This window comes from Actinomadura sp. NEAU-AAG7 (genome assembly GCF_018603865.1).
In the GTDB taxonomy this organism is placed as follows: domain Bacteria; phylum Actinomycetota; class Actinomycetes; order Streptosporangiales; family Streptosporangiaceae; genus Spirillospora; species Spirillospora litoris.
The window spans coordinates 295,151-310,133 of record NZ_JAHFZY010000003.1; the positions used below are offsets into that span (position 1 = coordinate 295,151).

Annotated in this window: 14 protein-coding genes and 1 tRNA gene; 5 read left to right on the forward strand and 10 right to left on the reverse strand. The window is 71.8% G+C overall.

The genetic code is table 11. The features are described 5' to 3' along the window. Positions 1-61: 61 nt before the first annotated feature. A complete protein-coding gene (locus KLI87_RS15945; protein WP_214617700.1) occupies positions 62-2,227 on the reverse strand; it encodes a DEAD/DEAH box helicase in 2,166 nt (721 codons plus the stop codon). Between the two features lie 218 nt (positions 2,228-2,445). Here KLI87_RS15945 and KLI87_RS15950 point away from each other — a divergent pair. After that, positions 2,446-2,516, forward strand: a tRNA-Ser gene (locus tag KLI87_RS15950). A gap of 396 nt (positions 2,517-2,912) precedes the next feature. Next, a complete protein-coding gene (locus KLI87_RS15955; protein WP_214617701.1) occupies positions 2,913-4,511 on the forward strand; it encodes a TROVE domain-containing protein in 1,599 nt (532 codons plus the stop codon). A 51-nt stretch (positions 4,512-4,562) separates the two neighbouring features. Here KLI87_RS15955 and KLI87_RS15960 read toward each other — a convergent pair whose 3' ends face one another. Further along, positions 4,563-5,999 carry a hypothetical protein gene (locus tag KLI87_RS15960; protein WP_214617702.1) on the reverse strand — a complete coding sequence of 479 codons (1,437 nt, stop codon included), beginning with the start codon at positions 5,997-5,999 and terminating at the stop codon, positions 4,563-4,565. Between the two features lie 177 nt (positions 6,000-6,176). Here KLI87_RS15960 and KLI87_RS15965 point away from each other — a divergent pair, with 177 nt between their 5' ends. Beyond that, a complete protein-coding gene (locus KLI87_RS15965) occupies positions 6,177-6,599 on the forward strand; it encodes a hypothetical protein (RefSeq protein ID WP_214617703.1) in 423 nt (140 codons plus the stop codon). A 235-nt stretch (positions 6,600-6,834) separates the two neighbouring features. Here the strand turns inward: KLI87_RS15965 and KLI87_RS15970 are convergent, their stop codons facing one another. The 3 genes from KLI87_RS15970 to glnA form a co-directional block, all read right to left on the reverse strand. Beyond that, positions 6,835-7,182: a hypothetical protein gene (locus KLI87_RS15970; protein ID WP_214617704.1), complete on the reverse strand. Its 348-nt coding sequence runs from the start codon at positions 7,180-7,182 to the stop codon at positions 6,835-6,837. After that, the gene (locus tag KLI87_RS15975) at positions 7,179-7,325 is read right to left on the reverse strand and encodes a hypothetical protein (RefSeq protein ID WP_156219409.1); all 147 of its coding nucleotides are present in this window, start codon (positions 7,323-7,325) and stop codon (positions 7,179-7,181) included. Before KLI87_RS15975 ends, KLI87_RS15970 begins: the two co-directional genes overlap by 4 nt. 112 nt (positions 7,326-7,437) lie before the next feature. Continuing rightward, on the reverse strand, positions 7,438-8,862 hold the full coding sequence (gene glnA / locus KLI87_RS15980) for a type I glutamate--ammonia ligase (RefSeq protein ID WP_214617705.1): 1,425 nt from the start codon (positions 8,860-8,862) through the stop codon (positions 7,438-7,440). A gap of 166 nt (positions 8,863-9,028) precedes the next feature. On the opposite strand from glnA, the gene KLI87_RS15985 reads away from it, so the two are divergent. Next, positions 9,029-9,523 (forward strand): RDD family protein, encoded by a 495-nt coding sequence (locus KLI87_RS15985; protein ID WP_156219411.1) that lies wholly within the window; start codon positions 9,029-9,031, stop codon positions 9,521-9,523. A gap of 108 nt (positions 9,524-9,631) precedes the next feature. On the opposite strand, the gene KLI87_RS15990 is transcribed toward KLI87_RS15985, so the two are convergent. Both KLI87_RS15990 and lipA read right to left on the reverse strand, forming a co-directional pair. Beyond that, on the reverse strand, positions 9,632-10,327 hold the full coding sequence (locus tag KLI87_RS15990; RefSeq protein WP_156219412.1) for a DUF4191 domain-containing protein: 696 nt from the start codon (positions 10,325-10,327) through the stop codon (positions 9,632-9,634). 63 nt (positions 10,328-10,390) lie between these two features. Then, a complete protein-coding gene (gene lipA / locus KLI87_RS15995) occupies positions 10,391-11,320 on the reverse strand; it encodes a lipoyl synthase (protein WP_214617706.1) in 930 nt (309 codons plus the stop codon). 208 nt (positions 11,321-11,528) lie between these two features. On the opposite strand from lipA, the gene KLI87_RS16000 reads away from it, so the two are divergent. Next, the gene (locus KLI87_RS16000) at positions 11,529-12,026 is read left to right on the forward strand and encodes a YfbM family protein (RefSeq protein WP_156219413.1); all 498 of its coding nucleotides are present in this window, start codon (positions 11,529-11,531) and stop codon (positions 12,024-12,026) included. 222 nt (positions 12,027-12,248) lie between these two features. On the opposite strand, the gene lipB is transcribed toward KLI87_RS16000, so the two are convergent. From lipB to KLI87_RS16015, 3 genes are all read right to left on the reverse strand, one after another. Beyond that, a complete protein-coding gene (gene lipB / locus KLI87_RS16005) occupies positions 12,249-12,923 on the reverse strand; it encodes a lipoyl(octanoyl) transferase LipB (RefSeq protein ID WP_250903961.1) in 675 nt (224 codons plus the stop codon). A gap of 93 nt (positions 12,924-13,016) precedes the next feature. Further along, positions 13,017-13,754, reverse strand: coding sequence for a peptidase E (locus tag KLI87_RS16010; RefSeq protein ID WP_214617709.1), 738 nt, complete (start codon positions 13,752-13,754; stop codon positions 13,017-13,019). Positions 13,755-13,994: 240 nt separating this feature from the next. Then, positions 13,995-14,882 (reverse strand): TIGR01777 family oxidoreductase, encoded by an 888-nt coding sequence (locus KLI87_RS16015; protein ID WP_156219415.1) that lies wholly within the window; start codon positions 14,880-14,882, stop codon positions 13,995-13,997. Positions 14,883-14,983 lie beyond the last annotated feature (101 nt).

Here is a 14,983-nt window from a genome sequence, read left to right on the forward strand (position 1 = left end):
GATGCTCGTCCGTCGCAACACGGCCGCCCCGCCGGTTCTTCCCCGCTCGGACACGTCCCGCTCAGGACGTGCCGAGGCGTTCCCGCTCCTCCTCGACGATCTGCCGGGCGAGGGACTGCTCGGAGACGTCGACCGCGTCCGGCGCCCGCTCGGCCAGGTGGCTGCGCCGCGCGTACGCGTCGAACAGCCGCGACTTGGCCCCCAGGATCTCCAGCATCCGCTGGTCCACGCCGCCCGGCGTGAGCAGCCGGTGCACCTGCACGGTGCGCGCCTGGCCCATCCGGTGCGCGCGGGCGACCGCCTGGGTCTCGGTGGTCGGCTTCACCTGCGGCTCACAGATGATCACCACGGACGCCGCCTGGAGGTTGAGGCCGACCCCGCCCGCCTGGATCTGCGCGAGCAGCACCGCGTGGCCGGGCTCGGCGGTGAACGCGTCCACCAGCGCCTGCCGCCGCTCCGCCGTGGCCGCGCCGTCGATCGGCCCCCGCGCGCCGTCGCCGACCGCGTCCCGGACGGCGGCGAGCACGTCCCGGAAATAGGAGAACACCACGACCTTCAGCTCGTTCGCGGCGGCCTCCTCCACCAGCTCCTTCAGCCGCGCGAGCTTCGCCGACTCCGCCGGGACGGCGTAGGCGGCGCGGCGCATCGCCATGAAGTTGCCCTCGGCGACCGCGCTCCGGTAGGCCGCCTCGTCGGCCGGGCCGAACTCCTCCCACTCGTCCACGTGCACGACCTCGGGCAGCTCCAGCAGCACGTCGCGCTGGTTGCGGCGCAGGTAGACGGGCGCGACGGCCTTGCGGAACGCCGCCGCGCCGACCACCGCGTCCCGCCGGGCGACCCGCGCGGCCACCTCGGGCCGCAGGTGCGCCACCAGGCTCCGGAACTCCTCGACGCGGTTCTCCATCGGCGTGCCGGTGAGGAACAGGACGCGGTCCGTCCGCGCGCACCACGCCGCGACGGCCCTCGCGCGCCGCGTCTCGTGGTTCTTGGCGTAGTGCGCCTCGTCCACGACGAACATGCCGAGCGGCAGGTCCCCGGGGACGTCGAGCGCGTGCAGCGAGTCCAGCGTCGCGACCGCGATGCCGCCCGCGGCGGCCCAGTCCGCGAGCGCCGCCGCCCGCCCCGGCCCGTGCACCGGACGCGCCGCCAGCGTGCTGCGCGCCTCGATCTCCCGCACCCAGTTGACCAGCACGCTCGCCGGGCACGCCACCAGGAAGTGCGTGGCGCCCTCCGACCGCAGGTGCGCGATCGCGGCGATCGCCTGGACGGTCTTGCCGAGCCCCATCTCGTCCCCGAGGATCACCCTGCGCTGGACGAGCGCGAACCTCGCCCCGAACGCCTGGTACCCGCGCAGCGAGACCCGCCGGTAGGTGTCGTCGAGCGGCTGGGCCTTGACCCTGGCCGCGATGTCGCGGGGCAGGAACCCCTCCGCCGCGTCGCGCTCGGGATCCAGCGCGGCCAGCTCCGCCAGCAGCGTCTGGTAGTCGGACGCGCGCAGCTCGAAGTCGATCCACGCCTCGTCCGCCGAGACCGCCGGGCGCAGCAGGTCGACCGACGCCTGCGAGATGAGGAGGCCGGTGCCGGGCGCGTCCAGGACCCGCCGGAGTTCGCCGAGCGCCTTTCGCGCCCGCTCCCGCCTGCGCCTCCCGCAGAGCGCCCTCCGCCACCACGACGCCTCGGGCCGCGCCTCCCGGACGAGCGGCTCCAACTCCGCCTCCAGCCGGGCGGCGGCGGCCCGCGCCCGTGGCAGGTCGGGCCCGGCGTCCACCATCCGGTGCAGCGCGACGACCAGGGGGGTGGTCCGCTCGTCGCGCCGCTCGGCGTCGATCCGGACGCCGGCCGTGGCGGCCGCCGCGTCCGCGAGCTGCCCGGCGGCGGCGTGGAACCGGTTCGCGGTCTGCGGGCCGATGCCGGGAAGGAGCTGGAGGCGGTACGGGGTGGCGTCGAGGACGTCCAGCACGGTCTTCAGCCCGGCCTGCTCCAGCGGGCCGAGGCGGAGGCGCCCGCGGGTCACGTCCTTGAGCCGGGCGACGGGGATCGACGCCAGATGGCGGCGCGCCGCGTCCAGCCGAAGCGGTTCGAGCGCCGCGTGCACCTCCGCCACCGCCCGCCGGTGGTCCTCCAGCAGTCCGCGCGCGGCGCCGAGCAGGGCGCGCCCGCCCCGCAGCAGCTCCCTGGGCTGGACGCTCCTCGGCCGCGGGCCGTCGATCCGGGCATCCTGCGCCATCAACCGGTACTCCCTCACTCTCCGGGCACATGATGCCACCGCTCCGCCGCGTCGCGGAAAGCGCATTTAATTCGGTTGTGCGCAAGCGAGGCACAATGGTTTTCTAAGGACATCGCCCTTCCGGTGCGAAGGCCACAGGCTACTTCTCACCCAGGATTCTCTCCTTGGAGCCGCCTGAGGCCGCATGCGTACTCGGAAGGACGCACAACTGAAGAGGCGCCCGGTGCGCAGGCGAGGGTTACTTCGAATTGGAATCGAGAGGTTGCGGGTTCGAGTCCCGCCGCGGGCTCCGGCTCGTGTAGTTCAATGGGTAGAACGCTTTGTCACCTTCGCCGACCCTGAACTCGGGCGCCTCCACAACTGAACACGCACCTCCCGGTGCGCAGGTGCACGGATACTTCTGGGTTCGACTCCTCGCAGGCCCGCCCACGGGCCTGACGCCCCACCTCGGCGGGGCGGTTCCGTACACCGCATCGATCTCGGGGGGAGCACCATATTCGCGGGGTGCCCGGTGCGAAGGCAACGGATACTTCACATTCTAATCCATGGGTCGCGGGTTCAAGTCCCGCCACCGCCAAAGGCGGTGTAGCTCAGATGAGTAGAGCAATGGGCTGCGGACCGTAGCCGATTCTGACCTCGGGCACCCCCGCGAACGTGCTCCCACCGCTCATGGAAGGAACCCCCCATGGCGAAGTTCAACCACGGCAAGGCCCGCGCGGCCGCCTCCGGTCCCGTCCGTTCCGGGACGAGGCCCTCCGGCCGCACCCACGAGGGCGCGCCCGGCTACGCGCGCGACGCCAAGGGCGAGCTGTTCCTCCTGGCGGTCTCCCACATGGCCGGTGAGGACACCTTCTACGAGAAGGCCGCCGACCGCGACGCCCGCTTCCGCGACCTCGTCCACCGCGTGGCCATCGACGACATCGAGTGGACGGCCGCGTTCGTCCGCTGGCTGCGCGGCGAGGCGAACCTGCGCTCGGCCCCCGTGGTCGCCGCGCTGGAGGCCGTCCGGGCGCGGCTCACCGTCGGGCTGCACGGCGGCAACCGGCAGCTCGTCGCGAGCGTGCTCCAGCGCGCCGACGAGCCCGGCGAGGCCCTCGCGTACTGGACGTCCACCTACGGGCGCGCGATCCCGAAGCCGGTCAAGCGCGGCGTCGCCGACGCCGTCCAGCGGCTCTACGGCGAGCGGTCGCTGCTGAAGTACGACACCGCCGCGCGCGGCTTCCGCTTCGGCGACGTCATCGACCTCGTCCACCCGTCCCCGGCCGCCGGCAAGCCGTGGCAGGGCGAGCTGTTCAAGCACGCCCTCGACCGGCGCCACGACCGCGACGAGCCGATCCCGGAGCGGCTGCGCGTCCTCACCTCGGCGCGGGCCCTCGCGGCCCTGCCCGTCGAGCGCCGCCGCGCGCACGTGCTCGACCCGTCGCTGACCACCTCACCGGGCGGTCTGGCGGGCGCCGGGTTCACCTGGGAGCGGCTCGCGGGCTGGCTCCAGGGGCCGATGGACGCCGCCGCCTGGAGCGCGGTCATCCCGTCCATGGGCTACATGGCGCTGCTGCGCAACCTGCGCAACTTCGACGAGGCGGGAGTCCCCGACGAGGTCGCCGACCAGGTCGCGGCGCGGCTCGCCGACCCCGGCCAGGTCGCGCGGTCGCGGCAGTTCCCGTTCCGGTTCTTCTCCGCGCACCTGGCGGCGCGGTCGCTGCGCTGGGGCCGCGCCCTGGACAAGGCGCTCACCGCCGCCACCGCGAACGTGCCGGAGTTCCCGGGGCGCACGCTCGTCCTCGTGGACACCTCCGGGTCGATGACGTCCGTGGGCGTCTCGGCGCGGTCGAAGATGACCTACGCGCAGATGGCCGCCCTGTTCGGCGTCACCCTCGCCGCCCGCGGCGCCGACGTCGACCTGCACGGCTTCGCGGACGGGGTGTTCCGCCACGAGGTGCCGCGCGGGGCGTCCGTGCTGCGCGAGGTGGAGCGCTTCGTGGAGCGGATCGGCGAGGTGGGCCACGGCACCCGCATCGCCGACTCGGTGCGGGCGACCTACCGCGGCCACGACCGCGTGATCATCCTGTCGGACATGCAGACGTTCAGTAGTTGGGGCGGCAGCGTCACCGAGGCGGTGCCCGCGCACGTCCCGATGTACGGCTTCAACCTGGCCGGGTACAAGCACGGCGCGATCCCGTCCGGCACGGGACTGCGCCATGAGCTGGGCGGTATGACCGACCACACGTTCAGGATGATCCCGCTCCTGGAAGCGGGCCACAACGCCGACTGGCCCTGGAAGTAGCCCGCCGGCCGGGCGTCCCCTCAGGACGCCCGGCCGACGCGCCGCCACTCCTCACGCGGGAGAGCCCGGTTTGGGAGCGGTCCTGGCCAGCACCTCACGGAATTCGAGAACGGCGGGGCGTCGCTGCTGTTCGTGTGGGACGGCGCGGAGGATGAACATTCCGGTCGCCGTGGTGAATTGGGTGACACAGCCAGGTGGAACGGCGTCCAGGACTTGCGCGGCCTGGGTCGCGCCTTGGTCGACACCGCCATTGGTGATCGTGCACAGGGCTTCATGAAGGCGCACGTTGGCCGCGTACGGCGTTTCGCCGCCCCGGTGGCTGGGACGGGACAGGAGCAGGTCGCGTGCTTGATCGGCCTCGCGCTCGTTGCCCGCACCCGCGTGTACCCAGCTCTGGGCGAAGAGAGGTTGGGAGCCGCTCCACAAGGTAGGCAGGATGCTGGGGGGTGTATCGGGCCCGCCATATTCGACGGTGACATTCAGAGCTTTTATTGCTTGCCCATGCTGGCCGAGTAGGGAGAGCGCCTTGGCGCGGGTGCCGGCGAGGTCGGCCCTCCAGAAGGACGGAGCGGTCCCGGCGATCTGCTCTGCCTGCCGCACGAGAGCCAGCACCGTTCCCACATCTCGCTGACCGTACAGCCCCACACCGGCCTCCTCGCATCGGATCATCAGCCGCAGGTCGAGGTCTCCGGTGCTGTCGGCGGCGGCGCGTGCCGTCCGCCACCATCGAATGGCCTCCCCGTGCTCGGCCAGCCGCGCTGACAGATGCGCGTGAAGCATCGCCAGGACGGCCTCGACCCGTTGCAGTTCGGTGAGGTAGCCGTCCTTGGCTTCGGCCAGGTGACCGTTGAGGGCCAGTAGGTCGGACACCAGGTCTTCACGGGCTTGGACGGCAGGACGTGTGCGCAATGCGTGCAGGTGGTCGGCACACGCGAGGTGCCATTCGTCCAAATCACGGGGCGCGGCGGTCAGGATCAGATCAGCGATGCGGTGCAGCGGGGCGGCGCCTGCGCTTGCACCGAGAGTGGCCAGGAGTTGAATCACTGCACGGCGTCTCACGCTGTCCCCAACGTCGGGATTGATGCCAAGTGCCACGATACACTCGGCCGCCAAGCGATCCTGGGAAGCCGGCCGGTGTTTCAGGGGTTCGGGGCTGAGATCGAAGCGCATCTCGTCTGCCCGAAGCAGATCGTTCAGCCCAATGCCTTGTGAGATAGATCGTACTGGCACCTCCGGCGGCGGAGGAAAAAGCGCATCTGCCGCAACGCCGAACAAGTCGGCAATGGTGCCCGCCCAGTCCTGCGGGCAGTGCGTACCGGCCTCCCAGCGGGTTATCTGCCTGGCTAGTCCTTTGACCTGCTTTGTTGCCGGGTTCGTGATCCCCGAAGCCGAGAACAGCTGGCGAGCCATGTCCCATTTGCCCCATCCGCGCTGAGTCCGCTCGGATTCCAGGCGTATCGCCCATATGGGGCGGTCGGACTCGCTCATAACGCGCATCCTTTCGAAACGCGGCGCTCTGGCCGAGGGGCCAAGGGAGTCGGAGGATTGGCGCCCTTGTGATGGCTCCCATTGTCCACTATCGATGCGAAGCGCGGCGTGGGTTTACTGGCTTCTGTCGGGGAGGAGCACCGAGTTCGCGGTCCGATCAAGAGTGAGGTTCGGTTCATGGAGAAGCCACAGCAGCGCCCGGGTGTGGGAGATGCCGAGGCGCAGAAAGCGGCGCTGCGTCGGGAATTCTCGGCCTGGTCGATCATTCACACCGATACCGGGCGGTGGTGGGCGACGCGTTCGGCCGGGCAGGTCCGCGACGGCGACCGGACGGGCCGGGGCCCGGTGGTCAGCGAGGTGGACGCCGACACGGCCGAGGGGTTGCGGGTGCGGCTGCGGCGGGTCGAGGCGGGTGAATTCCCCGGCGGCGCGCTTGTGACGCGCGCGTCCATGCTGCTGTCGCTGGAGTTGTGGCAGGACACGCTCGCGGCGTTGGGCGCGGGCGACGTCAGGGCTCGCAAAGGAGTCTCCGCGCGGTTGCTGGCCGCCGCGCCGCCCTCCTGGGAACTGGTGCCGGTCGCCCAGGCCGAGAGGCCCTGATGGCGATCCGGTCGGAGAGTGCCCTCGGTATGGCGGGGCCTTCATGACGTGGGCGCGGCGGTCGCTCGACTGCGCGGCGGCGACCGTCGCGCCCGCTCCGACGTGCGGCCGGACGCCCGGCGCCTGGGATCGCTGAGAGCGAGGCCGCACGACCGGGCACGGATCCGTCGCCCCCGAGATCCGTGCCCGCCGCCCGTCCGGGACGAGGAACGGCGCGTCCCGGACGGGCGGACCTTCAGGCGCCGGGCTTCTCGTCCGACGAGCAGGCCGGGCAGGGCGACCGGCTGCCGTTCCGCGCCAGCATGACCCCCGCGCCGTAGCAGGCCCCGCAGACGGACGCGGACGTGAGCGGGGACGACGCCACCGGTCCATGAACGGCCTCGTCGTACTCGTCGCCGTCCTCAGGGGTCCTGTATCCACGCGCGTCGTAGCGGGGGGCCGTCCCAGGCGGCCGGTCCAGGCCGGTGCCCCGGCAGTCCTCGCACCGGACGCCGATCCAGTTGCCGCCCCGCCGGCCCGTCATGATGATCTCGCCCTTGCCCCGGCACCCCGGGCACGCCCGCGCATCGTCAGGGGCGGTCACCTGTGGCCTCTCCCGTCGCAGTCCGTGCACTTGATCCAGCGCTTCGGCTTGGCGACGTCCTTCTGCCCGTTGCCGTGCTCCCACCATCCGGCCTGTCCCCGGCAGGTGTCGCAGGGGTCGGGCTCGTCCTCGTCCTTGGCCACGGGCCGATGGTGACATGACAGGGAGTGAAGAAGGAATTACCGTCCGCGTTACTTCTTGCGGAGCCGGGCCGGGGCGCGCTGACGGGATGCCTGGTCAGCGCGCCCCGGTGGGCTAGATGTCGTAGTACAGCTCGAATTCGTGGGGGTGGGGGCGCAGGCGGATCGGGTCGATCTCGAATTCGTGCTTCATCGTGATGTAGGTCTCGATGAGGTCGGGGGTGAAGACGCCGCCTTCGAGGAGGTACTCGTGGTCGGCCTCCAGGGCGTCCAGGACCTCGGGCAGGCTGCCGGGGACCTGGGGGATCGCGCGGGCCTCCTCGGGCGGGAGTTCGTACAGGTCCTTGTCGACGGGCTCCGCGGGCTCGATCTTGTTCTTGATGCCGTCCAGCCCGGCCATGAGCATGGCGGAGAAGGCCAGGTAGGGGTTGCAGGACGGGTCGGGGACGCGGAACTCGATGCGCTTGGCCTTCGGGTTCGAGCCCGTGATCGGGACGCGGATGCAGGCCGAGCGGTTGCGCTGGGAGTAGACGAGGTTGACCGGCGCCTCGAAGCCCGGGACGAGGCGGTGGTAGCTGTTGACCGTCGGGTTCGTGAAGGCCAGCAGGGATGGGGCGTGCCGGAGCAGGCCGCCGATGTAGTGGCGGGCGCTGTCGGACAGGCCCGCGTAGCCGACCTCGTCGTAGAACAGGGGCGCGCCGTCCCGCCAGAGGGACTGGTGGCAGTGCATCCCGGAGCCGTTGTCGCCGAAGATCGGCTTCGGCATGAACGTGACGGACTTGCCCGCGTCGCGCGCGACGTTCTTGACGATGTACTTGTAGAGGAGCAGTTGGTCGGCGGTCTTCAGGAGCGTGTCGAAGCGGAAGTCGATCTCGGCCTGGCCCGCGGTGCCGACCTCGTGGTGCTGCATCTCGACGTGGATGCCGGACGTGAGCAGCTGGGAGACCATTTCCGAGCGCAGGTCGGTGTAGTGGTCCATCGGCGGGACGGGGAAGTAGCCGCCCTTGTAGGGCGGCTTGGCGCCGAGGTTGCCGCCGGGTTCCTCGCGTCCGGTGTTCCAGGCGCCCTCGATCGAGTCCAGGTAGTAGTAGCCCGCGTTCTGGCGGGTCTCGAAGCGGACGTCGTCGAAGATGTAGAACTCGGCCTCGGGGCCGAAGTAGCAGGTGTCGGCGATGCCGGTGCCGCGCAGGTAGTCCTCGGCCTTGCGCGCGACGTTGCGGGGGTCGCGGCTGTAGGGCTCGCCCGTCAGCGGGTCGTGGACGAAGAAGTTCAGGATCAGCGTCTTGTGCTGGCGGAACGGGTCGACGACGGCGGTGGACGGGTCGGGCAGCAGCAGCATGTCCGACTCGTGGATCTCCTGGAATCCGCGGACCGAGGAGCCGTCGAACATCAGCCCGTCGGTGAACACGCTTTCGCCGAAGCTCTCGACCGGGAAGGTGAAGTGCTGCATCTTCCCCGGCAGATCCACGAAACGGCAGTCGACGAAACGGACACCTTCGTTCCTGATGAAGCCGAGGACCTCGTCGGCGCTGCTGAACATCCGACCTCCTATGGGCGCTCTTGGGCTGTGAAGGCTACGTACGTGCCGTTTCCCCGCTATGTCTCATATGTTTCGACTGTGTTAAGCGTCACACGTCGTACCCCTCTTCTCCCTGCCCGGGGATAGCCGGTCAGAACCTCGCGAGGGGACGGGATAGCGTAGAGGCATGAGCGGTGAGGACCAGGGCGTCGGGACCAAGGGTGCCGGGCCGCGCTGGACGCAGACGTGGCTCAGCGGCGCGCGCGCGGCGGGGGCCGACCTCGGGCGGCCGGGGGAGCGGTTCGGGCTGCCGGCGAGCGGCAGCGGGTCCGTGGCGGGGTACGGGCGGCGGCTGGTCGCGCTGTTCGTCGACTGGGGCCTGTCGATGCTGGTCGCGAGCCTGCTCACGCGGGCGTTCGAGTGGACGCCCTCGGAGCGGAGCCTGTGCACGCTGATCGTCTTCGGCGTGCAGGCGTGGCTGCTGACCGGCCTCGCGGGGACGACGCTCGGCAAGCGCCTGTGCGGGCTGCGGGTCGTCCGGCCGGACGGCGGGCCGGTGGGGCCCGTCTGGGCGCTGGCCCGCGCGCTGCTGCTGCTCCTGGTCGTCCCGGCCCTGGTGTGGGACCGGGACTACCGCGGCCTCCACGACCGGGCCGCGAACACCGTCGTCGTCCACCTGTAGCGGGCGGCCGGCCCCTGTGCCTGCTGGCCCTGTGCTCGCTGGGCTCAGCGCATTTCGGGCTCAGCACATTTCGGGCTCAGCGTATTTTCGGCTCAGCGCATTGTCGGCTCAGCGCATCTTGGGCTTGGGGCCCTTGGGCATCTTCGCGCCCCGGGGGATCGGGCCCTTGGGCATCTGCATCGAGCGGGGCAGCGCCTGGAGGCGGTCGTTCAGCTCCGACACCTGCGCCTTGGTGAGGTTGCGGGGGAGCTTCATCAGGTGCCGCTGGAGCTTGTCGACCGGGATCTGGCCCTCGTCGTCGCCGACCTGCACGTCGTAGATCGGGACCTGCTGCGCCGCGCGGGAGATGCGCTTCTTCTCGGCGCCGAGCAGCGGCCCGACCCGGTTGCGCGGGCCCTCCGACACCAGGACGACGCCCGGACGGCCCACCGCGCGGTGCACCATGTCGAGGTTGCGGTTGCCGCTGACCGCCTCGGTGACGCTCCAGCCGCCGCGCATGTTCTTCAGGATCGCGGCGGCGGCGCCCGGCTGCCCGGCGATCACCTTGTACTGGGCGCGCTGCGCGAGCTGCCCGAAGACGATCATGCCGACCGCGAACGCGGCGAGGACCGCCAGCGGGATGAAGAACCAGAGCTGGTTGATGAACAGCCCGACCAGCACGACCACGACCAGCGTGCCGAGCGCCGAGGCGAAGACGATCGGGAGGGCCTTCGGATCGGCCTGCCGGAGCACCTGCGCGACCATGCGGATCTGCTTGAAGCGGCCCGGACGCTCCTGGGCCCCGTCCGTGGGCTTGTTCGTCATATGACCAAGGATAGTCGTGCCGCAAACCCCGTTCGGACCCCGTCTGTCCGAATCTCCGCGGGGCTACGCCTCGCGGGCCTCGACCGCCTGCTTGTAGAGGCGCCCGGCGCGGTAGCTGGAGCGCACCAGCGGGCCGGACATGACGCCCGCGAAGCCGATCTCCTCCGCCTCGGCGGACAGCTCGACGAACTCCTCGGGCTTCACCCACCGCTCGACCGGGTGGTGGCGGGGGCTCGGCCGCAGGTACTGGGTGATCGTGATCAGCTCGCAGCCGGCCTCGTGCAGGTCGCGCAGGGCCTCGGAGACCTCCTCGCGGGTCTCGCCCATGCCGAGGATGAGGTTGGACTTGGTGACCAGGCCGTCCCGCCGCGCCCGGGTGATGACCTCCAGCGAGCGCTCGTAGCGGAACCCGGGACGGATCCGCTTGAAGATCCGCGGGACCGTCTCCACGTTGTGCGCCAGCACCTCGGGACGGGCGGAGAACACCTCGGCGAGCTGGCCCTCGTCGGCGTTGAAGTCGGGGATCAGCAGCTCGACGCCGCAGCCGGGGACGGCCGCGTGGATCTGCCGGACGGTCTCGGCGTACAGCCAGGCGCCGCCGTCCTCAAGGTCGTCGCGGGCGACGCCGGTGACGGTGGCGTAGCGCAGGCCCATCGAGGCGACGGACTCGGCGACGCGGCGCGGCTCGTCGCGGTCGAGCGCGGCGGGCTTGCCGGTGTCGATCTGGCAGAAGTCGCAGCGCCGGGTGCACTGGTCGCCGCCGATGAGGAAGGTGGCCTCGCGGTCCTCCCAGCATTCGAAGATGTTGGGACAGCCGGCCTCCTGGCACACGGTGTGCAGGCCCTCGGACTTCACCAGGTTGGTGAGTTCCCTGTACTGCGGGCCCATCTTCAGCCGGGTTTTGATCCATTCGGGCTTGCGCTCGATCGGGGTCTGGCTGTTGCGGGCCTCAACGCGCAGGAGCTTGCGCCCCTCAGGTGTCACCGTCGTCACCCCCTCAGCGTACGTCCCGACCACCGGAACCGGCACATCCGGGCCGTCTCGCCGCCGTCCCGTATCGGTGTGATCTCGAACGCATGACAAGAACCTCTCTCAGCTTGCCGATTCGCGTGTTTTCACCGTCGCCGCCAGTGGATCTCTCTAAGGTGACTCCCTGTCGTTACGCAACAGCGTTGGCTGGAGGGCCGCAGTGGGTCTGGCAATGTCGTACCTCAGGGTGCCGCCGGTGCTGGAGGGAGAGCAGGATCCCGGCCGGATCGCCCGCCACATCTTCGGGACGCCCGACTGGCGCAGGCGCGCCGCTCCGCAGGGGTTCGATCTCGGCGGCGCCTGGCAGGCGATGCACTACCTCGTCACCGGCGACCCGTGGGAGGGACGCCAGCCCGAGGCGGACGCCGTGTGCGGCGGGCGGCTCCTCACCGAGGACGGCGCCGACGAGCTGGGCATGGACGTGATCTACCTCGCGCCCGAGCGGGTCAAGCCCGCCGCCGACCACCTGGCCGCGACCCCGTTCGCCGAGATCGCCGGGCGCTTCGACCCGGCGGCGATGGCGAAGGCCGGGGTCCAGGACGCCCGCGGCCTGGACGGCAGTGCCCGGGACCGCTTCCTGCGCCCCGCCTACGAGGGCCTGACGGCGTTCTTCGGCGCGGCCGCGACCGAGGGCCAGGCCGTCTACAAGGTGATGACACCCACGAGGTGACGGCCGTCCCGGTATGGCGCCGCCGGGGAGCGTGCGGCCGGGCGCGGCGGTTCCCGCCCGGCCGCACGCGCGGCCTCAGCCGTCACGCGTGACCGAGCGGTGGGGCGACGCCGGAGGCGAGCCCCACCGCGAAGATCGCGAAGCGGTGCCGCGCCCGCCGAGGCGCGGTCGCCGCCCGAGCCGCCGGGCGAGGGCGGTGGGCGAGGGCGGTGGGCCCCCGACCTAGTCGACGACCCCCAGTTGGGCGGTGGTGCGGTGGAGGGTCTCGGCGGCGCCGAGCCGGGCCGCCAGGTGCCGTTCGACCAGCGGCGTGATCTCGGCGACCGTGACCTCGCGGCCGAGTTCGCGGCTGAGGTTGGTGGAGCCCGCGTCCCGGATGCCGCACGCGATGATCGCGTCGAACCAGCCCATGTCGTTGTCGCAGTTGAGCTGGAAGCCGTGCATCGCGACGCCCTGGGACACCCGGATGCCGATGGAGCCGATCTTGCGGTCGGGCACGCCGCGCACCCACAGGCCGCTGCGTCCCTCGACGGTGGCGGTCTCCAGGCCGAGTTCCGTGCAGACGTCCATCATCATGTGCTCCAGCAGCCGCACGTAGGCGACCACGTCCACGGGGTCCGGGAGCTTCACGATCGGGTAGCCGGTGAGCTGCCCGGGGCCGTGCCAGGTGATCTTGCCGCCGCGGTCGACGTCCACGACGGGGGCGCCGGGGTCGCCGAGCGGGCGGTCGACCGCCGCGGTGCGCTTGCCCGCCGTGAACACGGGCTCGTGCTCCATCAGCAGGACGGTGTCGGGGATCCGGTCGTCCACGCGCAGGGCGTGGGTGCGCTTCTGAAGGGCCCAGCCGTCCAGGTAGGGGACGGCGGCGGTCCCGAAGCCCGCGTGGACGACCACCAGCTCTCCCGTGCCCGGAGTCGCCTGGAGGGGACGGGGTGCCTCGCGTACGTCTACATCGCTCACGCGGGCCAGCTTACTTACCCGCGATCGGCGTCAGAGAGCGGCCAGCAGGCGGGGCTCCAGGCGGGTCTCCTTGGCGGTGCCGGGGGCGTCCGGTTCGAGCCGGTAGGCGCCCGCGTCCGGGCGGTAGGAGACCGCCTGGACGAACTCCGTGCCGACGTAGTGCAGGCCCACGCCCTCGTCCGCCGCGTACCCGCCCGGGAGGGTGCCCTCCCCGACGAGCTGCTGGAGCAGCGGGCGGCGCTGGGGGTCGCTGTCGTAGTGCACGCCGCACGAGTACGGCAGGAACCCGAGCCCGTCGGTCAGCGGGCGCAGCTGCGGGCCGTAGGAGTCGGTGTTGCCGCCGACGTGCCAGCACAGCGCGCCCGCGCTCTGCCCGGCCAGGACGACGCCCTCCGTCCACGCCTCGCGCATCATGTCGTCGAGGCCGTGCAGGCGCCACAGGGCCAGCAGGTTCGCGACGCTGCCGCCGGACACGTAGACGAGGTCCTGCGTGAGCAGGTGCCCCCGCATGTCGGGGACGTTCGGCATGGGGAACAGCGCCAGGTGGCTGACCTCGACGTCCATCGTGGAGAACGCGGCGTAGGACTGGGCGATGTGCTCGGCGCCGTCGCCGACCGCCGTCCGCAGGAAGCAGACGCGCGGGCGGTCCTGGCCGGTCAGGTCCAGCGCGTACCGCAGCAGCGGGCTCGGGGCGAGCCCGTCGCGGCCGTCGGGGACGAAGCCGCCGCCGCCGATCGCGAGAATGTGCGGCTGTCCGTCGGTGCTCATGCGCCCTCCTCGGGGCCGGGGTACTTGATCGCTACCGTAGGACCGCTGATCGGAACCGGACCCGACTTTGACGTTTCTTGAGCCCTACGGGACGGCCTCTAGGCAGTGTTCACCGACCTGTCTAACGCCCTGCTCGGAGTTCTGCCTATACCCCGGCCACACCCCTAGCCTGGCGGTCCGGACCCGCGACCGTGGCTTGGAGCGTGCGCTCGGGCCGCCGCCCCCGGGCCCGCGGGCGCCTCAGAGGACGGCCTCCAGGGCCGCGCCGACCTCGGTGTGCGCGAACCGGAACCCGGCCTCCTCCAGGCGGCGGGGCAGGACGCGCTGGCTGATCAGCGGTCCCTCGTCGGCGAACCCGCCGAGCACCGCCCGCAGCGCGAAGCGGGGGACGGCGAGCCGCGCCGGCCGCCGCAGCACCGCGCCGAGCGCCCGCGTGTACTCGGCGTTGGTCACCGGGTTCGGCGCGGTGAGGTTGACGGGCCCCGACAGCTCGTGGTCGATGAGGAACCGCAGCGCCGCGACCTGGTCGTCCAGCGAGATCCAGCTCGTCCACTGGCGGCCGTCGCCGAGCCGGCCGCCGAGGCCGAGCCGGAACAGCGGCAGCGTCCGGCCGAGCAGCCCGCCCGACCGGGCCAGCACGACCCCGGTGCGGGGGTGGACGACCCGGACGCCGACCTCCCGCGCGGGCTCCGCCGCGGCCTCCCAGTCGCGGACGAGCCCGGCGAGGAACCCGCGTCCCATGCCCGCCTTCTCGTCGGCCTCCTGGCCGCCGGTGTCGCCGTAGTAGCCGATCGCCGACCCGCTGACCAGGACGGGAGGCCGCCGGCCCGCCGCCGCGATCGCCTGGGCGAGGGAGCGGGTGCCGTCCAGCCGGCTGTCGCGGATGCGCCGTTTGTAGGCGCTTGTCCAGGGGCGGTCGCCGAGGCCCGCGCCCGCGAGGTGCACGATGGCGTCGGCGCCCTCGACCGCCGCGCGGTCGACGCAGCCGTCGGCGGGGGACCAGCGCGCCTCGTCGTCGGCGGCGGGCTCGCGGCGCACGAGCCGCAGGACGTCGTGCCCGTCCGCGCGCAGCGACCGGACGAGCGCGCCGCCGATCAGTCCCGACGAACCCGTCACGGTGACCTTCATGGATCCCAGCCTAGGCGGGCGGTGCCGTCCGTCGCCGGGACTCGCCCCCGGTCCCGGGTTTCCCCGGACCCCGCCCGGCCGCGGGCCGCGCGCACGGGACC